The organism is Epibacterium sp. ABV4_022 (assembly GCF_056159345.1).
On the sequence record NZ_JBSWVA010000001.1, the window covers coordinates 2,088,482 to 2,106,226 of the forward strand.

General features: G+C 61.1%; 15 protein-coding genes. 5 read left to right on the forward strand and 10 right to left on the reverse strand.

The annotated features are described in order from the left end of the window. Positions 1–17: 17 nt before the first annotated feature. Positions 18–1,016, reverse strand: a complete 999-nt coding sequence (hemB, locus tag ACXAF5_RS09855; RefSeq protein ID WP_474946459.1) for a porphobilinogen synthase — start codon at positions 1,014–1,016, stop codon at positions 18–20. Between the two features lie 181 nt (positions 1,017–1,197). Here hemB and ACXAF5_RS09860 point away from each other — a divergent pair, with 181 nt between their 5' ends. Continuing rightward, positions 1,198–1,722, forward strand: coding sequence for a component of SufBCD complex (locus ACXAF5_RS09860; RefSeq protein ID WP_474946460.1), 525 nt, complete (start codon positions 1,198–1,200; stop codon positions 1,720–1,722). Between the two features lie 30 nt (positions 1,723–1,752). After that, on the forward strand, positions 1,753–5,211 hold the full coding sequence (mfd, locus tag ACXAF5_RS09865; protein ID WP_474946461.1) for a transcription-repair coupling factor: 3,459 nt from the start codon (positions 1,753–1,755) through the stop codon (positions 5,209–5,211). Positions 5,212–5,328: 117 nt separating this feature from the next. On the opposite strand, the gene ACXAF5_RS09870 is transcribed toward mfd, so the two are convergent. From ACXAF5_RS09870 to ACXAF5_RS09880, 3 genes are all read right to left on the reverse strand, one after another. Further along, complete coding sequence (locus ACXAF5_RS09870) at positions 5,329–6,552, reverse strand: multidrug effflux MFS transporter (protein ID WP_474946462.1); 1,224 nt, start codon at positions 6,550–6,552, stop codon at positions 5,329–5,331. Positions 6,553–6,743: 191 nt separating this feature from the next. Then, positions 6,744–7,445: a DsbA family oxidoreductase gene (locus ACXAF5_RS09875; protein WP_474946463.1), complete on the reverse strand. Its 702-nt coding sequence runs from the start codon at positions 7,443–7,445 to the stop codon at positions 6,744–6,746. 3 nt (positions 7,446–7,448) lie between these two features. Continuing rightward, complete coding sequence (locus ACXAF5_RS09880) at positions 7,449–8,957, reverse strand: class I adenylate-forming enzyme family protein (RefSeq protein ID WP_474946464.1); 1,509 nt, start codon at positions 8,955–8,957, stop codon at positions 7,449–7,451. A 76-nt stretch (positions 8,958–9,033) separates the two neighbouring features. On the opposite strand from ACXAF5_RS09880, the gene ACXAF5_RS09885 reads away from it, so the two are divergent. After that, positions 9,034–9,657, forward strand: a complete 624-nt coding sequence (locus ACXAF5_RS09885; RefSeq protein ID WP_239321497.1) for a helix-turn-helix domain-containing protein — start codon at positions 9,034–9,036, stop codon at positions 9,655–9,657. Between the two features lie 80 nt (positions 9,658–9,737). Here the strand turns inward: ACXAF5_RS09885 and ACXAF5_RS09890 are convergent, their stop codons facing one another. Together ACXAF5_RS09890 and ACXAF5_RS09895 are read right to left on the reverse strand one after the other, a co-directional pair. Next, positions 9,738–9,956 carry a hypothetical protein gene (locus tag ACXAF5_RS09890; protein ID WP_239321495.1) on the reverse strand — a complete coding sequence of 73 codons (219 nt, stop codon included), beginning with the start codon at positions 9,954–9,956 and terminating at the stop codon, positions 9,738–9,740. A gap of 259 nt (positions 9,957–10,215) precedes the next feature. Then, complete coding sequence (locus ACXAF5_RS09895) at positions 10,216–12,042, reverse strand: extracellular solute-binding protein (protein WP_474946465.1); 1,827 nt, start codon at positions 12,040–12,042, stop codon at positions 10,216–10,218. A gap of 369 nt (positions 12,043–12,411) precedes the next feature. On the opposite strand from ACXAF5_RS09895, the gene ACXAF5_RS09900 reads away from it, so the two are divergent. After that, positions 12,412–13,185 (forward strand): 3-hydroxybutyrate dehydrogenase, encoded by a 774-nt coding sequence (locus tag ACXAF5_RS09900; protein WP_474946466.1) that lies wholly within the window; start codon positions 12,412–12,414, stop codon positions 13,183–13,185. Between the two features lie 70 nt (positions 13,186–13,255). Then, positions 13,256–14,284 carry a patatin-like phospholipase family protein gene (locus ACXAF5_RS09905; RefSeq protein ID WP_474946467.1) on the forward strand — a complete coding sequence of 343 codons (1,029 nt, stop codon included), beginning with the start codon at positions 13,256–13,258 and terminating at the stop codon, positions 14,282–14,284. Between the two features lie 8 nt (positions 14,285–14,292). On the opposite strand, the gene ACXAF5_RS09910 is transcribed toward ACXAF5_RS09905, so the two are convergent. The 4 genes from ACXAF5_RS09910 to ACXAF5_RS09925 all read right to left on the reverse strand — a co-directional run bounded on the left by ACXAF5_RS09910 (position 14,293) and on the right by ACXAF5_RS09925 (position 17,695). Continuing rightward, positions 14,293–14,991, reverse strand: coding sequence for a DUF502 domain-containing protein (locus ACXAF5_RS09910; protein ID WP_239321487.1), 699 nt, complete (start codon positions 14,989–14,991; stop codon positions 14,293–14,295). Positions 14,992–15,077: 86 nt separating this feature from the next. Continuing rightward, on the reverse strand, positions 15,078–15,986 hold the full coding sequence (locus ACXAF5_RS09915) for a pseudouridine-5'-phosphate glycosidase (protein WP_474946468.1): 909 nt from the start codon (positions 15,984–15,986) through the stop codon (positions 15,078–15,080). After that, positions 15,983–16,891 carry a PfkB family carbohydrate kinase gene (locus ACXAF5_RS09920; RefSeq protein ID WP_239359263.1) on the reverse strand — a complete coding sequence of 303 codons (909 nt, stop codon included), beginning with the start codon at positions 16,889–16,891 and terminating at the stop codon, positions 15,983–15,985. Before ACXAF5_RS09920 ends, ACXAF5_RS09915 begins: the two co-directional genes overlap by 4 nt. Positions 16,892–17,059: 168 nt before the next feature. Further along, positions 17,060–17,695, reverse strand: coding sequence for a thiamine phosphate synthase (locus ACXAF5_RS09925; RefSeq protein WP_239359265.1), 636 nt, complete (start codon positions 17,693–17,695; stop codon positions 17,060–17,062). Positions 17,696–17,745: the final 50 nt, after the last annotated feature.

The window sequence follows — 17,745 nt, forward strand, 5'->3', positions numbered from 1 at the left end:
CGTTCACGTGTTCCGGCCTATCCGTTCAGCAGCCGCGCGACCTGTGGCGCGAAATAGGTCAGCACACCGTCGCAGCCCGCACGGCGGAAGGCCATCAGGCTTTCCAGCATCACCCGTTCGCCATCGATCCAGCCATTCTGCGCCGCAGCCTGGATCATGGCGTACTCACCGGAGACCTGATAGGCGAAGGTCGGTACGGCAAACTCGCGTTTGACGCGCTGGCAGATGTCCAGATAGGGCAGACCGGGTTTCACCATGACCATATCTGCGCCTTCGGTCAGGTCGCGGGCGATCATGCGCATTGCCTCGTCCGAGTTGCCCGCATCCATCTGATAGGTCTTCTTGTCGCCCTTCAGCGCACCGGAGGCCCCAACCGCATCGCGGAAGGGCCCGTAAAACCCCGAAGCATATTTTGCGGAGTAAGACAGGATCGTAACATTCTGAAATCCGGACTTTTCCAGGGCTGAGCGCATGGCGCCCACACGACCATCCATCATATCCGAAGGGCCGATAATATCCGCGCCGGCCTCGGCTTGCGCCAGGGTCATGCGGACCAGCGCCTCGACGGTTTCGTCATTGCGGATTTCGCCGTCCACGACATAGCCGTCATGGCCGTTGATATTATAGGGGTCGAGCGCCACATCCGTCATCACCGCCAGATCCGGTGCCGCGGCCTTGATGGCGCGAATGGCGCGATTGCACAGATTGTCCGGGTTCCAGGCTTCGGCACAGTCTGCCGTTTTCAAGGCGGGATCCGTGTAGGGAAAGAGGCAGATCGCCGGGATGCCGAGCGCATGCGCCTCGACAGCGGCCTCTGCCACTTTATCGACGGATCGGCGGACCACCCCCGGCATTGATGCAACCGGTTCCTCCACTCCCTCGCCATCGCGTACAAACACCGGCCAGATCAGGTCGTGCACCGAAAGTTCGTGTTCCCGCGTCAGGTTGCGAACGGCAGCTGAAGCGCGCAGGCGGCGCGGGCGGGCGGCTGGAAAGGGTGCAATGATAGGAGGCATCTTGATCTCGTGACAAATTCCGATGCCTATGGGTGCCACGGATCAGGCGTGGTTCACAAGTGCCGCGCCCGTGCATTTCTGACGCAGCAGCCCTTGTATCAGCGCGCGTGGCGATGGATACAGGGCGTCAAGTTGGCTCCGCGTTGCCTGTGCGACGGTGAAATCAGGGATTTGCACGACCTTGGACCTATTTGCAATTATCGTCGAGTTGATCGACCTGAGATCCTTTTCGAACCTGTGGTACTGGATTGCCCTTGCGGTGCTGTGGTCCTCTGCCAGCCACTGGGTGCTGGGCGTGCCCTATGACATGGTTGGGCGTGCGGCGCGGGTCGGGGGGCAATCGGCGCAGGATCTACAGGACCTGGTTCGCATACAGGTGAACAGGCTGCTGTATGTTGCTGATGTGTCAGGATTTATCCTGACAGGTTTCATGTTTTTTGTGCTGACGTCGCTGCTGATGCTGGGCTTTGTCTATGACATCGAATTTGCACAGGCGCTGGTGCTGATGCTGCTGCCGATGAATGTCGTGGGACTGATCAACCTGAGAGCAGCGCGCGCCATTCGGGCCAGGGAGCACGATGATCACGCCCTGCGCCGCCGGCTCGTGCGCACGCGTCTCTACGTGCAGCTGGTTGGTGTCGTGTCGATTTTTGTCACCGGGATCTGGGGCATGATTCAGAACCTGACCAACGGAGTGCTCGGCTGAGCCTCGGATAACCGTGAAGAAGGGGAGCACATGTCCCAGAAATCCATCGTTATGGGCGGCGCACCCGAGGGGTTTGACGCGCAGTTGGTGCTGCGTGAACTGGACCGCGCTGGCGCGCCGGTGCTGCATATTGCCCGCGATGACAAGCGCATGGACGCGATGCGCTCGGCGTTGCGCTTCTTTGCCCCGGAGCTGCCGGTCATCGTGTTTCCGGGATGGGATTGTCTGCCTTATGATCGCGTGTCGCCGAATGCGGATATTTCGGCCGCGCGGATGGCGACGCTGGCCGGATTGGTGCAGGGCATGCCCGGGCGCTTTGTGCTGCTGACGACCCTCAATGCCGCGATGCAGCGCGTGCCGGCGCGTGAGGTTCTGAAAGAAGCGGCCTTTACCGCGCAGGTCGACACGCGGATCGATGAAGAAGCGCTGCGCAAGTTCCTGGTGCGTATGGGGTTTTCCCAAAGCCCCACGGTGATGGAGCCGGGCGATTACGCGGTACGCGGCGGTATTATCGACATCTTTCCGCCTGGTGAGAGCGGGCCGGTGCGGCTTGATCTCTTTGGTGATGTGCTGGATGGCGCGCGGCGGTTTGATCCGGCGACGCAGCGGACGACCGAAAAGCTGGACCGGGTGGAACTGGCGCCGGTTTCGGAGGTGATCCTCGACGAGGCGGCGATCACCCGCTTTCGGCAGAATTACCGGATCGAGTTTGGTGCCGCTGGCAGCGACGATCCGCTGTACGAGGCGGTCTCTGCCGGGCGCAAGCATCAGGGGATGGAGCATTGGCTGCCGTTTTTTCACGAGCGGCTGGAAACCCTGTTTGATTACCTGCCGGACGCCACGGTCACCCTGGATGACCAGCTGACACCGGCTCGGATTGCCCGCTGGGAGAGCATCGCGGATCAGTATGAGACCCGCAAACACGCGATGGATGCCAAGGGGCGGATGGATTCGGTGTACAAGCCGACCCCGCCGCAGCTCTTGTATCTGGATGAGGCCGCCTGGGATCAGCAGGTCGCGGCATGCCGGTCTGTTCAGTTCCATCCGCTGCCGCAGGCCAGCGGTCCCGGCGTGGTGGATGCCGGCGGGCGGATCGGGCGTAACTTTGCACCGGAACGGCAACAGGAAAACATCAGCCTGTTTGGGGCTCTGGCGGATCATATTAAAGCGCGGATGGCGCAGGGGCCGGTGGTTGTGGCCTCCTATTCGGAAGGCGCGCGCGAGCGCCTCAGTGGGCTGATCGAGGATGAAGGGCTGGCGGAAACGATCCCCGTTTCTGATGGCACCAGAATAGGCAAATCAGGGCTGCATCTGGCGGTCTGGGCGCTGGAGCATGGCTTTGAAGCGCCGGATATGACGGTCATTTCGGAACAGGATGTTCTTGGTGACCGACTGATCCGGAAACCCAAAAAACGTCGGAAAGCCGAGAACTTCCTGACCGAAGCTCAATCCCTTACCCCCGGGGATCTGGTGGTTCACGTCGACCACGGGATCGGGCGCTACATGGGGTTGGAAGTGGTCACGGCGGCAGGTGCTGCGCATGAATGCCTGCTGCTGGAATATGCCGAGCAGAGCAAACTGTATCTGCCGGTCGAGAATATCGAACTGCTGTCCAAATACGGGCATGACGAGGGGTTGCTCGACAAGCTGGGCGGCGGCGCCTGGCAGGCCAAGAAGGCGCGGCTCAAGGAACGTATTCGCGAGATGGCCGACCGGTTGATCCGGATCGCCGCAGAGCGTGCCCTGCGCAAGGCGCCGGTGATGGATCCGCCACCGCATGCCTGGGAGGAGTTCTCGGCGCGCTTCCCCTATCAGGAAACCGACGATCAGCTTCGGGCGATCGAGGAGGTGATGGAGGACCTGCATTCCGGGCAGCCGATGGATCGCCTCATCTGTGGCGATGTCGGCTTTGGCAAGACCGAGGTGGCGATGCGGGCGGCCTTTGTCGCGGCGATGTCGGGTCTGCAAGTGGCCATCGTCGCGCCCACGACGCTGCTGGCGCGTCAGCATGCCGCCGGTTTCAAGGAGCGGTTCCGGGGATTCCCTTTGGAAGTCAGGCAGTTGTCGCGCTTTGTCAGTTCAAAGGAAGCGAGCCAGACCCGCGAAGGCCTGGCCAAGGGGACCGTCGATATTGTGGTCGGCACCCATGCGCTGTTGGCCAAGAATATTCGGTTTCAGAACCTTGGGTTGCTCATCATTGATGAAGAGCAGCATTTTGGCGTGGCGCATAAGGAGCGCCTGAAACAGCTGCGGACGGATATTCACGTCCTGACCCTGACCGCGACCCCGATCCCGAGAACACTTCAACTCAGCCTTACAGGTGTCCGGGATCTTTCGATAATTGGCACGCCGCCGGTGGACCGGTTGTCGATCCGTACCTATGTGGCCGAGTTTGATGCCATTACCATCCGCGAGGCTCTGCTGCGCGAGCATTATCGCGGCGGGCAGAGTTTCTATGTGGTGCCGCGCATTTCCGATCTGCCGGAGATCGAGGAATTCCTCAAGGAGCAGTTGCCGGAGCTGAGCTATGTGGTTGCGCATGGGCAGATGGCGGCCGGGGAGCTCGATGACCGTATGAATGCCTTCTATGACGGCAAGTATGACATCCTGCTGGCCACCACGATCGTTGAATCCGGTCTCGATATTCCAACCGCGAACACCATGGTGGTGCATCGTGCGGATATGTTCGGCCTGGCGCAGCTCTATCAGATCCGCGGCCGTGTCGGGCGCTCGAAGACACGCGCTTATGCCTATCTGACCACACGCCCACGTCAGCGCCTGACCGATACGGCGGAAAAGCGGTTGCGGGTGCTTGGCTCTCTCGACACGCTTGGCGCCGGCTTTACGCTCGCCTCGCAGGATCTTGATATTCGGGGCGCCGGCAACCTGCTGGGCGAAGAGCAATCGGGACAGATGCGCGATGTGGGCTATGAGCTGTACCAATCGATGCTGGAAGAGGCGATCGCCAAGATCAAATCCGGTGAGGTCGAGGGGCTGACCGAAGGCGATGAGCAATGGGCGCCGCAGATCAACCTCGGGGTGCCGGTGCTGATCCCGGAGGATTATGTTCCCGACCTCGATGTGCGGCTGGGCCTTTACCGGCGTCTGTCGTCCCTGTCGACGAAGGTCGAACTAGAGGGGTTTGCCGCGGAGCTGATCGACCGATTTGGGAAATTGCCCAAGGAGGTCAATACGTTGATGCTCGTTGTTCGGATCAAGGCGATGTGCAAGAAAGCCGGTATCGCCAAGTTGGACGGCGGTCCCAAGGGTGCAACCCTCCAGTTTCACAACGACAAATTCGCCTCGCCACAGGGATTGGTGGAGTTCATCCAGTCGCAGGACGGTCTGGCCAAGGTCAAGGACAACAAGATCGTGGTGCGCCGGGACTGGAAGAAGGACAGCGACAAGATCAAGGGGGCCTTTGCGATCGCCCGGGATCTGGCCGAGAAGGTCGTGGCCGAGAAGAAAAAGGCGCGCAAACCCCAGTGAGGCGAACATACACTTCCTGATCTGCTCGGGGGGCTTTAACGGAGTGCGGCACTGCTCAATACCTGAGCAGCGCCGCATAATATTTTGATAACGCGATATTTTCGGGTCTGAACGTTGTCAGGCCGGTGCGGTCATCGCTTCGACGCGCCCCATCCACAGCATGGTGAGGAAGGCAAGAAACGCAGTCCCAAGCACGCCCATCACCAGCGGGACGATGGTGCCGTCAAACAACAGGCCGATCGGGGCGGCGATGATGGCGGCCACAACCGTGGAGATCGCCCCCATGACCGAGGCGGCAAGACCGGCGATATGGCCCATCGGCTCCATCGCGATCGCGTTCAGATTGCCGAGCGTCAATCCGACCATGAAGAACACGCTGGTTTGCCAGGCCACAAACATGTAGAAATTCATCGGCTCGGCGATGGTGAACCCGGTGGCCAGGAACATCACGCTGCTGGCGCAGATCTGTGCCCCCAGGGCCCATGTCACCATGCGACGCATCCCCACACGCCCCACCAGAGAGGCGTTGAGGAAACTGGCGCTGCCCGCAATCAGGGCGACGATCATGAACCAGATCGGAAAGCTCTCGGCGCGCTCAAACACGATTTCATATACCGGCTGCACCATGACGATCATGGTAAACAGCATCGACATGCAAAAGGTCTGGGCCAGGATCGACAGCCGCACGGTGGGATGGTTGACCATTTCCCGCAGCGCGCTGAGCAGTTGCGGCAGACGGAAGGGGCGACGGTCTTCCTTGCGCAGCGGTTCCTGAAGTCGGAACCCCATCCAGAGCACGATAATGACGGAAAACAGCGCAAAGGCCGCAAAAATCCCGCGCCAGTCTGTCAGCGCGATAATGCCGCTGCCCAGAAGCGGTGCAAATGCGGGCACCAGCGTGAAGATCATCATCGCAAGCGACATGATCCGCGCCATGTCTCGCCCCACATAGAGGTCGCGCACGATGGCGATGGCCACCACGCGCGGCGCCGCCGCCCCGAGGCCCATCAGCACCCGCGAGATCAGAATGGTTTCGAGGGATTGGCTGAAATACGCGGCCAGCGCGCCCATGCAATAGAGCGCCGATCCCACGTAGATGACCGGCTTGCGCCCAAAGGCATCGGACAGCGGGCCGGTAAAGAAAGTGCCAAGCCCCATGCCCATGACAAAGGAGGTCACGATCAACTGGGCGCGGTTGGTGTCATCCGGGCTCAGGGTTGTGCCAATATCCGGAAGCGCTGGCAGCATGGCATCGATCGAAAAGGCGATGGTTGCAAACATCATTGCGATCAGGGCGATGAATTCGCCCTGCGACAAGGTGGATTTAGGGTGTTCTGTCATCTGTAAACCTCTGCCGGCGACATGAACGGGGGCGGACATCGCCCCGGGTTCGGAGGCCGGTGCCCCGGCGCTAACATGGATTTTGCATGCCGAAAAGCGCTTCAATTGTTAAATGTACGCACAGACATATGTGCATTGCGCGTAATCCGCGCAACCACCCTGATCCGTTTAGTTTTAAAAAGTATTTGGCATCAATGTTGTGTAGGGGTTTCCTCATCTTCAGCAGACGACGCGCTGGCAAGCTGCGATTTGATGTCGGCGATCACCTGAGCCCAAAGCTCCGGTTGCTGCGCACCGGGCACCACATGCTGATTTGCAATAATGAAGGTCGGGACGGAGTTCACGCCCATCTCGCGCGAATGCGCGTCCCGGTCGCGAATGGCCTGGATGTCATTGTCGCTCGCCAGGAGTTTTTCGATCACCGCGCGCTCCAGCCCGGCGTCGGCGGCCACATCGGCCAGAACCGCCGCATCGCCGATGTCTTTGCCGGCCACGAAATAGGCGTCAAACAGCGCGTCGACCACCTCGGACTGTTTGGCCTCCAGACCGGCCCAATGGATCAGACGGTGGGCGTCGATGGTATTCGGGGTGCGCTGCATGGCTTCGAAGTTGATCTCCACACCAGCGGCCTCGGCATGTTTTGCGATCTCGGCATAGACGTTGACGGCATTGTCCTTGCCGCCGAATTTGGCTTCCAGATAGGCGCGACGATCCATGCCGTCGGCCGGCATCTCCGGGTTCAGCTGAAAGGGATGCCACTCCACCACGAAGGGGTGATCCGGTTCGGCGGCGAGCGCCCGGTCCAACAGGGTTTTGCCGATATAGCACCAGGGGCAGATCGGATCCGACAGGATGTCGAGTTTCACATGGGGCGGCAGGTTTGGCTCGGTCATTTTCTAATCCTTGAACAGATCGGGCAGGGCCCGGCGCAGGAGTTTGCCGTTGGGGTTGCTCGGCAACTCGGTCAGGCGTTTATAGGCTTTGGGGCGTTTGTACGCTGCCAGCTGCGTGCTTGCAAAAGCCTGAAGCTCGGCATCGGTCACGTCTTCGCGACCGGAATAGAACCCCACAATGATGCGCACCCCTGGTTTCACTTCCACTTCGGAAGCTGCGAATTGTGTTATCTTGTCGTGGGTTGCAAAGACTTTCTCAATCTCTAGCGGCGACACGCGATAGCCACCCGCATTCAGCATGTCATCATCGCGTCCGCAGTATTCGATTTCTCCGGTTTCATGCATGATGCCTCTGTCTCCGGTCAGGAACCACTCGCCGCGAAACCGTGCTTGCGTTGCCTCGGGCGCATGGAGGTAGCGCAGCATCAGCCCTGGATCGTCGCGATGTATGGCAATGATCCCTTCGGTTCCGATCGGGACGGGGCCCTCGTCCGACAGGATGGCCACCCGGCGTCCGGTTTGAGGCGTGCCCAGCATGGCACCATCCGAGGGGCGATGCGGGGCCGAGGACACGAAGGTGGAGCATTCCGACATGCCGAAGGCTTCGTAGATCGGGGTGCCGGTGCGTTGCTGCCAGTGTTTGCGCAGATCGGCGGGCAGTTTCTCCCCGGCGGCCAGACCATGCCGCAGATGGGTCAGTTCGGGCAGGGTCTCCTGCTTCAATATCTTTCTGTATACGCCCGGTACAGCTGCAAAAACACTCGCCTGAGCTCTGTCAAGAAGCGCAGGCAGAGCGGTCAGATCCACATCCGGCGCGGGAATGATTGCGGTGGCCCCAAGCGACAGCGGATCCATGATCCCGGTGCCAAGCGTAAAGGTCCAGTTGAACGCGCCTGCATGCAGCAGGCGATCAGAGACGGACAGTGCGGCCCAGTCCCGGATCATCATCTGCCGCGCCCATACGGCGCGGTGGGCATGCGCCACGGCCCGGGGTGTGCCGCCGGTGCCCGATGTATAGACCACATAGGCAAGGCGGTCCGGCGCGCCGAGGTCATAGGGCGCGGCGGCCAGGCTTTGCATCCGTCGGATTTCGGACAGCGGGATTTCCCTGGCGTGCGGAGCGCTGGCTACATCGGGGGCACGCACCACGGCAGCGGGTGACAGATCGGCGATGATCTGCGCGACTTCGAGCGCGGTCAGCTGCGCCGAGGTGGGCACCGGGATCAGGCCGACAGAGATCGCGGCGAGGAACACTTGCGGGAATTCCACCGTGTTTCCCAATCGCATCAGCAGCAGGTCACCGGGTTTGAGCCCGGCCTCGATCAGGCCGGTGGCGATGCCGCGCACTGCGGTTTCAAAGCGGGCATAGGTCCAGACCTCGTCGCCATTTGCGCCCGCGATCACGACGGCCGGATGCGCCGCACGGTCACCGGCGTGTTGCAGGACATGCGCTGCCAGGTTGAAAGAGGCCGGACAAGGCGGGTGCTGACCCTGATCGAAGATAGAAAGCATGAATCTGACTACCCCGGGGCGCGCATCGGAGCAAGTCGGCGTTGCAAGGCCGCGAAGGCGCCACTATAGGACTTTCATGGTAGACCGCGACCCGAAGACACTGATTTCCATCGCCCATGCCAATGGCGAGGAACGTGAACCGGAACCCCTTGATCTGGGGGCTCGGGTCAGGGAGTTGCGCAAACAGCGCGACTGGACGTTGGAGCACGCCGCCAATCAGGCGGGGCTGGCGCGTTCGACGCTCTCCAAGATCGAAAACGGTCAGATGTCCCCGACCTATGAGGCGTTGAAGAAGCTGGCGGTCGGCCTGCAGATCTCGGTGCCGCAGTTGTTCACGCCGCCCCAACGCGACCAGGTCAACGGGCGCATGACGGTGACAAAGTTCGGCGAGGGATCAGCCCATGCCACTGCCACCTACGAACACGAATTGTTGGCGGACGGGCTGACCCGCAAACATATGTTGCCCTACCGCGCACGGGTGCGGGCGCGCAGGCTCGATGAGTTCGACGGCTGGGTGCGACATGACGGTGAAGAGTTTCTATACGTGCTGACCGGGGTCGTGACGCTTTATACTGAGTTTTACGAGCCGGTGGAAATGCGCCGTGGCGACAGCGCTTATTATGATGGGGCGATGGGCCACAACGTGGTGTCCGTCAGCCCGGAGGATGCGACGATCCTTTGGGTCACGTCATTGGCGTGACGGACGGCGGTTGACGGGCCGGCACTGACCCTGATCAGCGCGGCGTTTTATCGCCGGGTCGAAACCAGCCGCAGGCGGTCTCAGGCGGTCAGCTCTTCGCGCAGGCTCTCCAGATATAAAAAATCCCGCATCTCTTCGCGGGCTTCGGTGAGGGATATTCCCTGGGCAGAGGCGACAGCCTGGATCAGCTCATCGGTCTGGGTCATCGCACTGACAACGCTATCGACAACAAGATCGGGAAATCGTTGCTGCAAGCGTGGCAGGCTGCGCGCAAGGTTCACTTCGTTCAATTCAATCATCGCAACCCTCACACCCTGGGACACAATCCGAATTCGTGATGCTGAATGTAGCAAGAAACAGTCGTCCTGTCAGCGTTTCTTGAAGGTTTTGCAATATTTGGCGAAGCTTCGCCTGAATGAAATTTGATTTTAGTTATACTGACCCTCTGGAAAACCTGTAGTGCATTGGCAGTTGGCGCAAGGGTGCGTTGCTAAGGTCAGGGGATTGCAGGCAAAAACGGCCCACCCATTGCGAGGCGGGCCGTCCAAGGGGCGGATCTCAGTCCTGCGCGTGCCACCAGACCTCGGGCATGTAGTGGTGCCCGTCGCCGTAGATCGGGATGCGCATCGGGTATCTCATGGTGGCGTCATGGGCGATGCGGCTCTTTGCGTATTGCCAGATCGGAATCACATAGCGCCCCGCGGTCAGGATGCGATCCAAGGCGCGGGTGGCGGCAATGAACTCCTCAGCGGAGCTGGTGGTCAGCATGTGCTGGATCATCGCCTCTGCCGCCGGGCTGTCCATGCCCATGAGATTGCGGGAACCGGGCGCGTCCATGCCGTCGCTGCCCCAATAAAGCATCTGCTCATTGCCGGGGCTGAGCGACAGGGCACGACGGAAGAATGTCAGGTCAAAATCGTATTCGTTCTGACGTTCGACGTATTGCGCGCTGTCGACCAGATCGGTCGTGAGCGAAATGCCGAGCCGTTCCAGGGCGCTGGCATAGATCTCGACAGCCTTTTGCATTTCCTCTTCGCCGAGGTTGCCGTGTTGCAGCAGGACCTTGAGCTGCATCTGTTCGCCATCGGCGTTGGTCAATGCGCCATCGGTGATCGTCCAGCCGGCCTCTTCCAGCAGCTTGCGCGCACGGCGCAGGTTGGCACGATTGCGCGCGCTGCCGTCACTGACGGGCAGGCTGTAGCCATCAAGCGTGCCGGGCAGAAGATCGTCGGCAAAGGGCGCGAGGAGCTCGGCGACGCGTCCGGTTGCGGGGCCATCCTGCATCGACAGGTAGGAGTTTGAAAAATAGGACGTAATCCGGGGCAGGCGGCCTCCGGTCAGCGTGTCGTTGATGAATTCGTAGTTGAAAGCCTCGATCAGGGCCTGCCGCACGCGCCAGTCTGACAGGGTCTCGCGTCGCGTATTCATCACCAGCCCGGTCATGCCGGAGGGTTTCTGATTGGGAATTTCAGTCTTGATAACCGCGCCGTCTTGCACGCGTGCAAAGTCGTAATCCCGATCCCACTTTGCGGCATTGAATTCCCGCACAGCGGAAAGGGTTCCGGCCTTGAAAGCCTCAAACAGAACCGTCTGATCACCAAAAAACTCCAACCGCATTTCGTCAAAGTTGTTGGTGCCTCGGCGGAACGGCACGTCCTTGCCCCAATAGTCGGGGTTGCGCTCAAAGGTGACGGAGCGGCCAAGTTCGAAACTGCTGACCCGGTAAGGGGCGGAGCCGATGGGAACCTCGCTGGGATCGGCATCGGCAAAGGAGGTCCCCTCCCATTGCGCCTTTTTCAGCACCGGCCGTAGCCCGGCGATCAAGGCCAGTTCGCGATCCTCGACATTGAAGCTGATCCGCAGGCTGCGCGGCCCGGTTTGTTCGATGGTCTCGATCTTGTCCCAGAAACTGCGATAGCGCAGGTTGCCTTCGGTTCCGAGGGTTTCATAGGACCAGATCACATCCTCGACCGTGACCGGGCTGCCATCGGAAAACCGGGCTTCCTCGCGCAGGGTGAATTCCACCCAGGACCGGTCCTCCGGGGTCTCAATCGATTCGGCCAGTACCCCGTAGAGGGAAAAGGGCTCATCATAGGAGCGACCCATCAGGCTCTCGTAGCCCCAGAACCGCATTTGCCAGGGGGGATTGCCCTTGTTGGTGAACGGATTGAGCGAGTCAAAACTGCCGAGATTTCCAAAAACGACGGTGCCGCCTTTGGGCGCATCCGGGTTTACATAGGGCAGCGCCGTAAAATCAGACGCGAGTGCCGGATCGCCATACATGGCAATGCCATGGGCTGATTCTGCACTGGCGAGACTCGTGGTCGCAAGAAGTGCGATTCCGCCTGCTGCCGCACGAAGACGAGAGAAAAATAATGGTCTCATTTTGAGAACAATCCTGCGCTGCCCTTATTTTCATATGTGCAGACGCTATCTGGGCTTCCGGGGTAATTCAAACTTTTAGCTTGGACCGAAGCCGGAAATTGCTTATAACGGAGTCACTGCTCGATAGGTTTCTTGCCTGTATGAAACCTGCCTCAATAACTGAACGCCGGCTTCGTGCCGGCGTTTTTTTCTTTGCAGATCCCCTGATCTATGCGCAGCCTTTCTGCCCCCCGAACCGGGGCATTTGATTATAGTCGCTGAACCGAGGTGCGCAGGGGCTGGACCTTTCCTCTCGATTGGGCGTTTATTTCGCGGGTGCAGCATGCAAAGCTGCCGCCAACGCTACTCAGGATATTCAGGGGATAGAACATGTCCGTGACAGGTAAAACCGTGATCGTGACCGGCTCCAATTCCGGCATCGGGCTGGGCGTCGCGCAAGAGCTGGCGCGCGCGGGTGCCAATGTGGTGCTGAACTCCTTTACGGATCGCGACGAAGATCACGCCATTGCCGCCGAAATCGCCAAGGAGTTTGGCGTCGAGGCCCGCTATATCAAAGCAGATATGTCAAAGGCGGAGGAGTGCCGCGCCCTGATCGATCAGGCCGGCGGCTGTGACATCCTGGTGAACAACGCCGGCATTCAGCATGTGGCGCCCATCGACGCGTTTCCGACCGAGAAATGGGACGCGATCATCGCGATCAACCTCACCTCTGCGTTTCACACCACCGCAGCCGCCCTGCCGCACATGCGGGCAGCGGGCTGGGGCAGGGTGGTCAATATTGCCTCCGCGCATGGGCTTACCGCTTCGCCGTTCAAATCGGCCTATGTGGCAGCCAAACATGGCATCGTCGGCCTGACCAAGACCGTGGCGCTGGAAACCGCCGAAGAGCCGATCACCTGCAACGCGGTTTGCCCGGGATATGTCCTGACACCGCTGGTCGAGGCGCAAATCCCCGACACCATGGAGAAATACAACATGGGGCGCGAGGAGGTCATCAAGAAGGTGATGCTGGAACGCCAGCCCTCGCGCGAGTTCGCCACCGTCGAGCAGCTGGGCGGCACGGTGAATTTCCTGTGTTCGGATGCGGCGAAACAGATCACCGGCACCACCATCAGCGTCGATGGCGGCTGGACCGCGCTGTAAAGGCGAGACCGGTGTCGATCGCGGCCGCCTTTCTGTTTGGCGGTCGTCCCTCTCGCAAACGGAAAGACCAATGGTGAAACGCATAAATCTCGCCCTGCAGGGCGGCGGCGCGCATGGGGCGTTTACCTGGGGCGTGCTGGATCGGTTGCTCGAGGATGAGGATCTGGAAATCGCCGCTATCACCGGCACCTCTGCGGGGGCGCTGAATGGTGCTGCGCTCAAGGCGGGCATGGCGCGGGACGGGCGGGCAGGGGCCAAGGCCTCGCTCGACCGGCTCTGGGCCCGGATGGGAGCCGTGGGCGATATGCGCATGGCCAACTGGATTGCCGGGGTCGACGCCAGCCCGTTGCTGAACACGCTGAAGGTAATGGCCCCCTTCTCGCCGATTGAGGCGATGAGCCAGGCGGTGTCGCCGTATTCCTACGGACCGTTTTATCGCAACCCGCTGCGCCCGGTTGTCGAGCAGTTCGATTTTGGCGAGGTTTGCGCCGATGCCGGGCCGGATCTGTATATTTGCGCGACGTCCGTGCAAACTGGCAAGGTGCGGGTGTTTTCAGGAACAGAAGTCTCAACCGATGCGATCCTGGCATCGGCCTGTTTGCCCAATCTGTTTCAGGCGATCGAACTCCCAAACCCCAAGACCGGCCAGACCGAGGCCTATTGGGATGGCGGCTTTACGGGCAATCCCGCCCTGTTTCCGCTGTTTCGCGATGATCTGCCCGACGATGTTGTGGTCGTGAACATCAATCCGCTGGTGCGCGCGGAGGTTCCAAAGACCGCCCATGACATTCAGAACCGCGTGAACGAGATCAGCTTCAATTCCTCATTGCTGCGCGAATTGCGGGCGATCTCCTTTGTGCAGCGCCTGATTGACGATGGCACGATGGAGCAGGGGCGCATGAAGCGGGTGCTGGTGCATATGATCGCCGACGATGACCTGATGACGCGGCTTTCTGTGACCACAAAGCTGATACCGATCCCGCAGATCCTTCATATGCTCAAAGTGGCGGGCCGCGAGGCGGCAGAGGGGTTTCTTGACCAGCATATGAATGACCTCGGTCATAGGCAGACCGTGGATCTTGGCGCGATGTTTGGCTGAAGCCGCTGTTATTTGGCGGCTTTCTGCTCCAATGCCTCGGCCGGGTCCTTGCCGTTGGGATAGACAAGACCGGCTGAGATGACGAGCTTGGCGGCGTCCTCGACGCTCATGTCCAGCTCGATCACGTCTTCCTCGGGGAAATACAGCAGAAAACCGGATGTCGGGTTCGGCGTTGTGGGAACAAAGACGCTGATCAGCCGCCCGCTGGTTTCGGCATGTTTGAGGATCTCGCCCTTTGCTGTCGTCGAAATGAACCCGATCGCCCAGATGCCGCGACGCGGATACTGGATCAGGCAGGCCTTCTCAAAGCTGCGCTCGGTCTGGGCAAAGACGGTTTCCGAGATCTGCTTGATCCCGGAATAGATCGAACGCACCACCGGCATTCGATCCACCAGGCTTTCAGCGTAGCCGATCAGGGAGCGGCCGATGATGCCCTTTGCGATCCAGCCCACCACGATGGTGAACAGCAAAAAGATGATCAGCCCCACGCCCCGCAGGTTGATCCCGATATATTGCTCCGGCTGAAAGGTGCTGGGCACCAGGGGCAGCACCACGCCATCAACCCAGCCTGTCACCGACCACAACAGCCAGATGGTCAGACCAACCGGCGCGATCACCACGATACCTGTCAGAAAGGAGGACCGCAGCCGGGCAAAGAGCCCGGGGCGGCGCGGCGGGGGAGGAGGATCGTCAAATGGCGTGTTCATATTCGATTGTCTGATTGGCTCGCATGCAAGTTAGGGACTGTCGTGGTCCGCGACAATGGATTCGCATGCCGCCGGTTGCGATTGTTTCACCGACTGGCCAGTTCTTTGGCAATTTCTGCCGCCAGCCGCGCGTTGTTGCGGACCAGGGCAATATTGGCCTCCAGCGAGCGCCCCTCGGTCAGTTCGAAAATCCGCTGCAACAGGAAGGGGGTCACATCCTTGCCGGTGACGCCCTGCGCATCTGCTTCGCTTTGCGCCTGTGCAATGATCGGGGCCAGTTCTTCTGCCGGGATTTGCTCGTCTGTCGGAATGGGATTGGCCACCAACTGGCCGCCGGGCAGCTCCATCGCGCGGCGCAGGACGTGGGCGCGGGCAATCTCGGCGGCGCTGTCCATGCGCAGCGGCGCACTCAGGTCAGAGGTTGCCGACCAGAACGCAGGGAAGCTGTCCTGACCGTAGGCAATGACCGGAACCCCTTGGGTTTCCAGAACTTCCAGTGTCTTGGGTACATCCAGAATGGCCTTGGCGCCGGCGGCGACAACCGTCACGGGGGTCTGTGCCAGCTCCAGCAGGTCCGCGGAGATGTCAAAGCTGGTCTCGGCTCCCTTGTGCACGCCGCCGATACCGCCGGTTGCAAAGACGGAAATCCCGGCAAGCCGCGCGGCGATCATGGTGGCAGCCACGGTGGTGGCGCCGGTGCCCCCCGACGCCATGCAGGCGGCAAAATCGGCGCGCGAGATCTTCGCCACACTTTCGGCCTGGCCCAGCGATTGCAACGTGTCGGCCTCAAGCCCCACATGCAGCGTGCCCTTGATGACCGCCATGGTGGCGGGAACGGCGCCAGCGGCGCGAATGTCGGCCTCGACCTGCGCCGCCACTTCGACGTTTTGCGGATAGGGCATGCCATGGGTGATGATGGTGCTTTCCAGCGCCACGATCGGTTTGTCCTCGGCGCGGGCGGCTTCGACTTCGGCGGAATAGGTGATGTCGATCACAGGGGTGGTTCTCCGGATACGTAGGTTGCAGCCGCGCGCAGGGCAGAGGCGAGGGCGCTGTCGCGATCCTCGCCCCGAGATTCGGCGGCGATATGGGCGGCCATGAACGTGTCGCCGGCGCCGGTTACCCGGGCGACGGTCACGCGTGGCGGAACTTGGGTGCGAGAGGCGCTTGCGTCGGCCTCGGTGGCGGATTGGCCGCCATCGGTGACCAGAACCCGGGCGGCCCCGCGGGACAGGAGCGCCTGCGCGGCGGTTTCACTGTCGGTGAATCTGTCCTGACACAAGAGGCCCGCTTCCTCCAGGTTCACATAGAGGGTGCCGCGCTTGTGTGTCAGAAACGGACGCAGACGCTCTGCCTTGCCCGGCGAGGCCGGCGCCACGCGCAGATCCGCGGCATTAAACGCCGGGTGGGTGGCAATGTCATCGAGCAGCGCCAGCTTCAGATTGCCGTCGAGCGCGATGGGGCCGGAAAAGGGCGCATTTTCGGTTCCGAGCGGACCTCTGGTCAGCGGGCGCAGGATCTTGTCCCCCGCCGCTTCAAGCGAATGCGCATCGGCGATCGCCGCGATCAGCCCATTTGCGCCTTCGACCGCCATATAGCGATCCGTCGGCAGATCTTCAGAGCGATAAAGGTATTCGGTGATCAGTCCGAGGTGGCCACAGGCGGTGACCAGCTCGTCGCCCTCCGGGTCCTGTCCGACCGCGCTCAGCACGGCGGGCTTCATGCCAAACCGCGCCAGCGTCATGGCAATGTTCATCGCAACGCCACCGGGCAGACGGGTGATGCGGCCCGGCATATCAGAGCCACGCTGCATCTCCATGGTACTGCGGCCAATGATGTCCCAGAGGACGGAGCCGACACAGAGAATGTCAGGTTCGGAAAAATCAGCGCTTTCAGTCATATGGATCTCATGCCGCCTTTCGTCGCCCCCCGCAAGCACAATCGCAGGTGCGCATGAACGACGTTATACCACATGAGGCCGACACGCTGCACAGCGACAGGGGCGCCGCAATACCAACGGGGCAACCCGGACCGGGCGGACGGGGCGACCACCAAGGCGCAGTCGCGTTCAGCCCATCGCGGCCTGAAGCGTTTTCAGGGCTGTGACCGGATCCTCTTCGCGCCAGATTTCCTCGCCCACGGCAAAGAAATCGGTAAACGGAGAGATCTTGCGCACGATGTCCGTGTTCAGGCCACCTTCGGCGACCACGGGAACCTCGATCATTTCGGACCACCACTGGAACAGTTCAACCTCGGCGACGGCGCCATCGCCAAGGCCGGAGTGTCCGACCGGACCAAAACAGACGTAATCCGCGCCCGCTTCGCCCGCGGTCATGCCCTCATGCCGGGAGGCGCCGCAGAAACAGCCGACGATCGTATCGGTGCCCAGGGCCTTGCGCGCGCTGCGCACGGATTTCGACGAATCCGACAGATGCACGCCATCGAGCCCCAGACGCTCGGCCAGGATCTGATGGTCCGAGATCACCAACGCGATGTCGCGTGCATGGGTGACTTCGCGCAGCGCATCGGCGGCGCGGCTCAGCGTGTCCTCATCCCGGCTCGCCAGATCCAGCCGCACGCAGGCGACCTCGATCTCGTCCAGCACCCGCGCCAGCTGCCCCGGGAATTGCCCCAGTTCAAAGCTCGGCGGCGTGACCAGATAGATCTGCGGCTGCTCCGGTGTCTGCTGCTCTGCGCTGTCCATTGTCAGGGCTCCTGTTGGCTTGATTGGCGGGTATTTACCCGAATTCACGC

Coding starts and splice junctions, on each gene's coding strand:
- hemB (WP_474946459.1), bottom strand. CDS start 1,016: ATGCCTCCTATCATTGCACCCTTTCCAGCCGCCCGCCCGCGCCGCCTG.
- mfd (WP_474946461.1), top strand. CDS start 1,753: ATGTCCCAGAAATCCATCGTTATGGGCGGCGCACCCGAGGGGTTTGAC.
- ACXAF5_RS09870 (WP_474946462.1), bottom strand. CDS start 6,552: ATGACAGAACACCCTAAATCCACCTTGTCGCAGGGCGAATTCATCGCC.
- ACXAF5_RS09875 (WP_474946463.1), bottom strand. CDS start 7,445: ATGACCGAGCCAAACCTGCCGCCCCATGTGAAACTCGACATCCTGTCG.
- ACXAF5_RS09880 (WP_474946464.1), bottom strand. CDS start 8,957: ATGCTTTCTATCTTCGATCAGGGTCAGCACCCGCCTTGTCCGGCCTCT.
- ACXAF5_RS09885 (WP_239321497.1), top strand. CDS start 9,034: ATGGTAGACCGCGACCCGAAGACACTGATTTCCATCGCCCATGCCAAT.
- ACXAF5_RS09890 (WP_239321495.1), bottom strand. CDS start 9,956: ATGATTGAATTGAACGAAGTGAACCTTGCGCGCAGCCTGCCACGCTTG.
- ACXAF5_RS09895 (WP_474946465.1), bottom strand. CDS start 12,042: ATGAGACCATTATTTTTCTCTCGTCTTCGTGCGGCAGCAGGCGGAATC.
- ACXAF5_RS09900 (WP_474946466.1), top strand. CDS start 12,412: ATGTCCGTGACAGGTAAAACCGTGATCGTGACCGGCTCCAATTCCGGC.
- ACXAF5_RS09905 (WP_474946467.1), top strand. CDS start 13,256: ATGGTGAAACGCATAAATCTCGCCCTGCAGGGCGGCGGCGCGCATGGG.
- ACXAF5_RS09910 (WP_239321487.1), bottom strand. CDS start 14,991: ATGAACACGCCATTTGACGATCCTCCTCCCCCGCCGCGCCGCCCCGGG.
- ACXAF5_RS09920 (WP_239359263.1), bottom strand. CDS start 16,891: ATGACTGAAAGCGCTGATTTTTCCGAACCTGACATTCTCTGTGTCGGC.
- ACXAF5_RS09925 (WP_239359265.1), bottom strand. CDS start 17,695: ATGGACAGCGCAGAGCAGCAGACACCGGAGCAGCCGCAGATCTATCTG.